This window comes from Brevundimonas sp., from assembly GCF_032107865.1.
Classification (GTDB): Bacteria; Pseudomonadota; Alphaproteobacteria; order Caulobacterales; family Caulobacteraceae; genus Brevundimonas.
Window position 1 is genome coordinate 1 of the sequence record NZ_DAMCNG010000140.1, and the last position, 7,272, is coordinate 7,272.

A 7,272-nucleotide genomic window follows, 5' to 3' on the forward strand; every position below is an offset into this window, starting at 1 on the left:
CCGCGCACCGGACTGGCGGCCATGGTCGCGGCGCGCTCGGCCTCGGTCGCCGGGCCCAGGCGCGAATCCGGCGGACGGATCTTGGTCTGGGCCACCACGGTCGGCGCGCCCTTTTCATCGAGGGTGGAGACCAGGGCCTCGCCGACCCCCAGGGCCTGAATGGCCTCGGCGGTGTCGAAGGCGGGGTTGGTGCGGAAGCTCTGGGCGGCGGCGCGCAGCCCCTTCTGCTCGGCGGGGGTATAGGCGCGCAGCGCGTGCTGCACCCGGTTGCCCAGCTGAGCCAGGACGCTGTCGGGAATGTCGGCCGGGTTCTGGGTGACGAAATAGACGCCGACGCCCTTGGAGCGGATCAGGCGTACCACCTGCTCGACCTTTTCCAGCAGGCCCTTGGGCGCGTCGTTGAACAGCAGGTGGGCCTCGTCGAAGAAGAAGACCAGGCGCGGCTTCTCCGGGTCGCCGATCTCGGGCAGTTGCTCGAACAACTCGGACAGCAGCCACAGCAGGAAGGCGGCGTACAGGCGCGGGCTGTTCATCAGCCGGGTGGCGTCCAGCACGTTCACCTGGCCCCGGCCGTCCAGGGCGGTGCGCATCATGTCTTCCAGACGCAGGGCCGGTTCGCCGAAAAAGGCCTTGCCGCCCTGCTGTTCGAGCTGAAGCAGGGAGCGCTGGATGGCGGCGATCGACTGGGGCGAGACGTTGCCGACCTCGCGGCCGATGGTCTGGGCGTTCTCGCCGACATAGGCCAGCAGGGCGCGCAGATCCTCAAGGTCCAGCAGCAGCAGGCCTTCCTTGTCGGCGACGTGGAAGGCGACGGTCAGCACCCCCTCCTGCACGTCGTTCAGCTCCAGCATCCGCGCCAGCAGCACAGGGCCGACGTCGGTCACGGTGGCGCGGATCGGGTGGCCCTTCTGGCCGTACAGATCCCAGAACACGACCGGGGCCGACTTGCCGTTCAGCGTCAGGCCCATCTTGCCTGCGCGCTCGGAGAATTTTTCGACATTGCCGCCTTGGCTGATGCCGGACAGGTCGCCCTTCACATCGGCGCAGAAGACGGGGACGCCCGCTTCGGAAAAGCCCTGGGCCATGATCTGCAGGGTGACGGTCTTGCCCGTGCCGGTGGCGCCGGCGACGACGCCGTGGCGATTGGCCCGGTTCAGCAGCAACCGCTCGGGCGCGCCCTCGAAGGACTGGCCGAGAAACAGGGCGGGGGCGTCGATCATGAAGTGGGTCTCCTGCGTGCCAGACCATGCTTAATCGACCGCGCCGTCGCCGCAAGGCGGAACCGCGGCGGTTTACAGCGATTGACGCCGTTCCCGGCCACGACGACACTTCCGCCATGAAGCTTCCCATCACCGTCAGTCATTCCTCCCCGGCCGCCAATGCGGTGGTGCTGATCGCCGTCGTGGCGGCGGGGGCGGCCCTCTACTGGCTCAGGGACATCCTGACGCCCCTGGCCATGGCCGTCTTCCTGATGATCATGATCGACGGCGTGAAACGCGCCATCGAGCGGCGTACGCCGATACCGCCGCGTTTCGCCGGGGCGGCGGCCCTGATCCTGGTGGTGCTGGGCTTTCTGGTCTCGATCTGGATCATCGTCGACGGAGCGGCGGGCTTCTTCACCGACGCCTCGGGCGTAGCGGGCAGCATCGGTCCGCGCATCGATCAGATCAGCCGCGACGTCTCGGCCCTGGTCGGGGTCAGCGACCCGCCGACGCTGCAGGACATGATCGCCGGCATCGACGTGCGCGGCTGGCTGACCAGCACGGCCTTCCAGGTGCAGGGCGCGGCGACCGGCGCCTTCTTCGTCATGATCTACCTGGGCTTCCTGCTGGCTTCGCAGGCGGGCTTCCGCAAGAAGATGGTCGGCATGTTCCCCGAACGCGGCCCGCGCCAGGAGGCGCTGGAGGTGTTCGAGCGCGTGCGCGGCGGGGTCGAGGGCTATCTGTGGGTCCAGGCCGTGACCGGGGCCATGATCTGCGCCGTGGCCTGGGTGCTGATGCGGGCGGTGGGGCTTCAGAACGCCGAGTTCTGGACCTTCGTCATCTTCATCGTCGGCTTCATTCCGGTGCTGGGCGGCGCCGTGGCGGGCTGTGCACCGCCCCTGTTCGCCCTGGTCCAGTTCGAAAGCTACTGGCCCGCCCTGGTCCTGTTCGTGGGCCTTCAGACCCTGCTGTTCCTGGTCGGCAACCTGGTCCAGCCGCGGATGCAGGGCGACAATCAGAACATCGACCCCATCGTCGTCCTTCTGGCCCTGGCCTTCTGGGGCAAGCTGTGGGGCGTGGCGGGGATGTTCCTGTCGACCCCGTTGGCGGTGATGGCCATGGCCATCCTGGCCGAGTTCAAGGGCTCGCGCTGGATCGCCGTGTTGCTGTCTGGCGACGGCGAGCCCTATGCCGCCAAACATTCAAAGAAACAGGATAAGAAAACTGAGCCATCATCCAAGAATCGGGACGGTTCTTCCCTGTTGAATCGTATACTGGGGCGCGACGTCCCGCCGCAGGCTTAAAGCTAGAAATATTCGTCTTCTTGTCCTTGAACTGCCGCAATCGACGCCTATTTCATCCTCACACGACGACGCGGTCCTTCCCTCCCCCTCCCGGACCGCGACGTCCCAGGCCGGCGCTTCCCCTCCCCCTCCTGAGCGCCGGACCGAGCAGGCCGTCGGACTCCGTTCGACGGCCTTGTTCGTTTCTGGGGTCGATTTTCTTTTTGTCCCTGACGCGCGCTTCTGTCCGATCACGGCTGAATTGGGGCTTTTATTTCTTCGTTCTGCGGCGGGCGCAGCTAAAACAGTCCACAACTGGGCCTCCCGCGCCACATGGTGCGGTGCACACTGAAATTCCCTGTCTTTCGGGGCGTTCGCGGCCTAGCCGTTCTCGCCGGGGACGCTAAGGTGCGGCTGTTTTCCCCAGCGGTTTTCCGCCGCGCCGTTCGAGACCTGAGTCATGTCCGCTGCTTCGCGCATCGTTCCCGCCGTTCCCGCTGACCTGGGAGCGCTGGAGGCGGCCTACGCGCGGATTGCGGCGCCGCCGGGCGCGGCGGAGAAGACCCTGCTGGCTCAGGCCTTCGACGACTATTCCGCCGATGAGACGCCCGAACTGGGCGGAGACGACCTGGCGGTTCTGCTGGCCGGCGCCTGGCGCGGCGCTGAAGCCCGCAAGGCGGGCGAGCCCGCCCGTATCACCGTCGGCCCGCTGGCCGACGCCGCCGGCGTCAACACCGGCTATGACCAGATCCTGATCCTGCAGGACGACGGCCCCTTCCTGGTGGACAGCGTCCTGGGCGAGCTTGCCGACGCGGGCGTCACTGTCCGCGCCCTGTTTCACCCGATCGTCGAGGTCGCGGCCGGGCGTCGCGATTCCCTGATCATCGTCGTCATCGATCCCCTGCCGCAGGAGCGCCGTGACGCCCTGGGCGAGGGTCTGGCCCAGGCCATGGCCGATGTGCGCGTCGCCGTGCGCGATCACGGCGCCATGGTCCAGGCCATGCGCGACGCCGTCCAGCGCCTCGAGGCCGCCCCGCCGAAGGGCGTCGATCCCGAGGTGCTGAAGGAGAATCTCGAGTTCCTGCGCTGGGCCAAGAGCGACCACTTCGTTTTCCTGGGCGCCCGCGACTACGACTATCCGCGCAATGCGTCCGGTTCCTATGAGGCCGAAGCGCCGTTGAACCAGTCCAGCGACGGCCTGGGCGTCCTCAGCGATCCGGAGCGCCGCGTCTTGCGCCGCGCCTCGGAACCCGCCGTCCTGACCGCCGCCATGCAGCGCCAGCTGGACGAGAGCGATCCGGTCACGGTGGCCAAGGCCAATATGCGCTCGCGCGTCCATCGCCGCGCTTATATGGATTACGTTGGGGTCAAGCGTTACGACGCCGACGGCAAGGCGACGGGCGAGACCCGCTTCGTCGGCCTGTTCACCGCCGAAGCCTACGACAAGATGGCCAAGGACGCGCCGCTGATCCGGCGCAAGGTCGCCAATGCGCTGGAACGCGCCGGCAAGACGCCGGGCAGCCACAACTACAAGCGCCTGAAGAACATTCTCGAAAACTATCCCCGCGACGAGCTGTTCCAGATCGGCGAGGACGAGCTGCTGGATACGGCGCTGGGCATCCTGCACCTGTATGATCGCCCGCGTATTCGCCTGTTCACGCGCCGTGATCCGTTCGATCGGTTCGTCTCTGTGCTGTGCTTCATTCCGCGCGAACGCTTCGACGCGGGCCTGCGCCAGCGCATCGGCGGCATCCTGGCCCAGGCCTGGGGCGGCCGCGTCTCGGCCTGGTATCCGCAACTGACCGACCAGCCGCTGACCCGCGTCCACTACATCATCGGCGTGACGCCGGGCGATCACCCGATCCCGGACCTCAAGGCCCTCGAGGCCGAGGTGGCCGAGGCCGGTCGCAGCTGGATCGACCGCTTCGAAAGCGCCCTGCGCTTGGCCGGCGTCGATGAAGCCGCTGTCGGCCCGACCAGCGCCCGCTGGGCCGAGGGCTTCGGCGTGGCTTTCCGTGCCCGCTATGACGCGGCCGAGGCCGTGGCCGACCTGGAGCAGTTCGACCGCCTGAACGACGGCTCGGCCGCCGACGGCGTTCACGCTGAGCCGGTGGCGGTGCGCGCCTTCCGCACGGCGGACGAGACCAATCTGCAGTTCCGCTTCAAGCTGTATCGCCGCGGGTCGGCCGTGCCGCTGTCGGACGTCCTGCCGATCCTGGCCGACATGGGCCTGAAGACGCTTGAAGAATCCGACCACGTCGTGCGCACGATCGGCCAGGAGCCGATCTATATCCACGACTTCTTGCTGGAAGATCCGCGCGGCGCCGATCTGGTGTTCGCCGATCTCAAGATCCCATTCGAAGAGGCCTTCAAGGCCGTGTGGAACGGCCGCACCGAGAGCGACGGCTTCAACCGCCTGGTGCTCGAACTGGGCGTCGACTGGCGCGAGGCGGCCCTGATCCGCACCCTGGCCCGCTATCGCCAGCAGACGGGCCTGGACCCGTCGCAGTCGGTGCAAGAAGCGGCCCTGCGTGAATACCCTGACGTGGCGCGCGCCATCCTGTCGCTGTTCAAGGCCAAGTTCGACCCGGCTCACGGTGGTTCGGTCGCCGAGCGTGAGGCGGCCGTGGCCGAACTGGACGCCAAGATCGAGACCCTGCTTCAGGACGTGAAGAGCCTGGATCACGACCGATCGCTGCGCCGTATCGCGGCCCTGATCGACGGGATCAAGCGCACCAACTTCTATCAGGTCGACGCGGAGGGCACGCCCAAGGCCCACATCTCGATCAAGATCGCCGGTCAGGAATTGGCCGACCTGCCCCTGCCCAAGCCCTTCCGCGAAATCTTCGTCTGGGCGCCGCATATCGAGGGTTCGCACCTGCGCTTTGGCCCGGTGGCGCGCGGCGGCCTGCGCTGGTCGGACCGTCGCGACGACTTCCGCACCGAGGTTCTGGGTCTGGTGAAGGCCCAGCAGGTCAAGAACTCGGTCATCGTGCCGGTCGGCTCCAAGGGCGGTTTCTATCCCAAGCAGCTGCCGGTCGGCGGCACGCGCGAGGAGACGCAGGCCGAGGCCATTCGCGCCTACAAGACCTTCCTGTCCGGCATGCTGGACATCACCGACAACATCACGGGCGAAGCCGCGCCGGTGCGTCCGGCCAATGTCGTGGCCTGGGAGGGCGACGACCCCTATCTGGTCGTGGCCGCCGACAAGGGCACGGCGACCTTCTCGGACATCGCCAACGGCGTGAGCCAGTCTTACGGCTTCTGGCTGGACGACGCCTTCGCCTCGGGCGGCTCGGCCGGTTACGACCACAAGGAGATGGGCATCACGGCGCGCGGCGCCTGGGAGGCGGTCAAGCGTCACTTCCGCGAGATGGGCAAGGACATCCAGACCGAGCCTTTCACCGTGGTCGGCGTCGGCGACATGTCCGGCGACGTCTTCGGCAACGGCATGCTGCTGTCGCAGGCGACCAAGGTCGTGGCCGCTTTCGATCACCGCGACATCTTCATCGACCCGAACCCGGACGTGGCGAAGTCGTGGGCCGAGCGGAAACGCCTGTTCGAGACGCCGCGCACCAGCTGGCAGGACTATGACAAGAGCCTGATCTCGGAAGGCGGCGGCGTCTTCTCGCGCTCGGCCAAGTCGATCGCCCTGACGCCTCAGATCAAGGCGCTGCTGGATATCGAGGCCGACAGCGTCGATCCGGTCACCCTGATGCAGGCCATCCTCAAGGCCCGCGCCGAGCTGCTCTACTTCGGCGGCATCGGCACCTACATCAAGGGTTCGGGCGAGACCAACCTGCAGGTCGGCGACAAGGCGAACGACGCCATCCGCATCAACGGCGGCGAAATCCGCGCCCAGGTCGTCGGCGAAGGCGCCAACTTGGGTATGACCCAGGTGGGCCGCATCGAGGCGGCGCGCGTGGGCGTGCGTCTGAACACCGACGCCATCGACAACTCGGCCGGCGTGGACTCCTCGGACCACGAGGTGAACATCAAGATCCTGACCGGCGGCGCCATCGCCTCGGGCCATCTGAAGGCCGAGGATCGCAACGCCCTGCTCAAGTCGATGACCGACGAGGTCGCCGACAAGGTGCTGGCTCACAACTACGACCAGACCTTGGCCCTGACCCTGCAGCAGGCGGAAGGCGCGGCCGCGCTGGACGCCCAGCAGGCCTTCATGCAGCACCTGTCCTCGATCGGTAAGCTGAACCGGGCGGTGGAATACCTGCCCGACGACGCCCGCATCGCCGAGATGAAGCTGCAGGGCCAGGCCCTGACCCGGCCGGAGCTGGCGGTGCTGACCGCCTATTCCAAGCTCGAGCTGTTCGACGAGATCGTCGGCTCGGCGGCGCCAGACGACGCCTTCTTCGAACGCCTGCTGCTGGAGTACTTCCCGGCGCCGCTGGCCCAGTTCGAAGAAGACATGAAGGGGCACCGCCTGCGTCGCGACATCATCGCCACCGTGCTGTCGAACGAGATCGTCAACATGGCCGGGCCGACCTTCCCCGACCGCCTGCGCGCGGCGGCGGAGTGCGACACCGCGGCCATGGTCACGGCCTTCGAGACCGCCCGTCACGTCTTCCGCCTCGACGAGGCCTGGAAGGCGGTGTCGGCGCTGGACCTGAAGATTCCGGCCGAGGCCCAGACGGCCCTCTATCAGGAGATCGCCCTGGTCCTGCGTCGCCAGACCTTCTGGCTGGCGCGTCGCGCGGCCCGCACCGAGACGACGGTCGGCGGCATGATCGCCGCCTATCAGCCCGCCGCCGACGCCCTGCGCGCCGCCG

3 protein-coding genes are annotated in these 7,272 nt (G+C 67.5%); 2 read left to right on the forward strand and 1 reads right to left on the reverse strand.

The window, feature by feature from the left end:
• A partial coding sequence (locus RT567_RS11570) for a helicase HerA-like domain-containing protein (RefSeq protein WP_313576501.1) occupies positions 1-1,220 on the reverse strand: 1,220 nt, incomplete at its 3' end.
• Between the two features lie 116 nt (positions 1,221-1,336).
• On the opposite strand from RT567_RS11570, the gene RT567_RS11575 reads away from it, so the two are divergent.
• Positions 1,337-2,506 (forward strand): AI-2E family transporter, encoded by a 1,170-nt coding sequence (locus RT567_RS11575; RefSeq protein ID WP_313576502.1) that lies wholly within the window; start codon positions 1,337-1,339, stop codon positions 2,504-2,506.
• Between the two features lie 439 nt (positions 2,507-2,945).
• A partial coding sequence (locus tag RT567_RS11580) for an NAD-glutamate dehydrogenase (RefSeq protein WP_313576503.1) occupies positions 2,946-7,272 on the forward strand: 4,327 nt, incomplete at its 3' end.

What these genes read in the sequence shown, in the direction of transcription:
- RT567_RS11575 (WP_313576502.1), top strand. Translation starts at nt 1,337, where the DNA reads ATGAAGCTTCCCATCACCGTCAGTCATTCCTCCCCGGCCGCCAATGCG.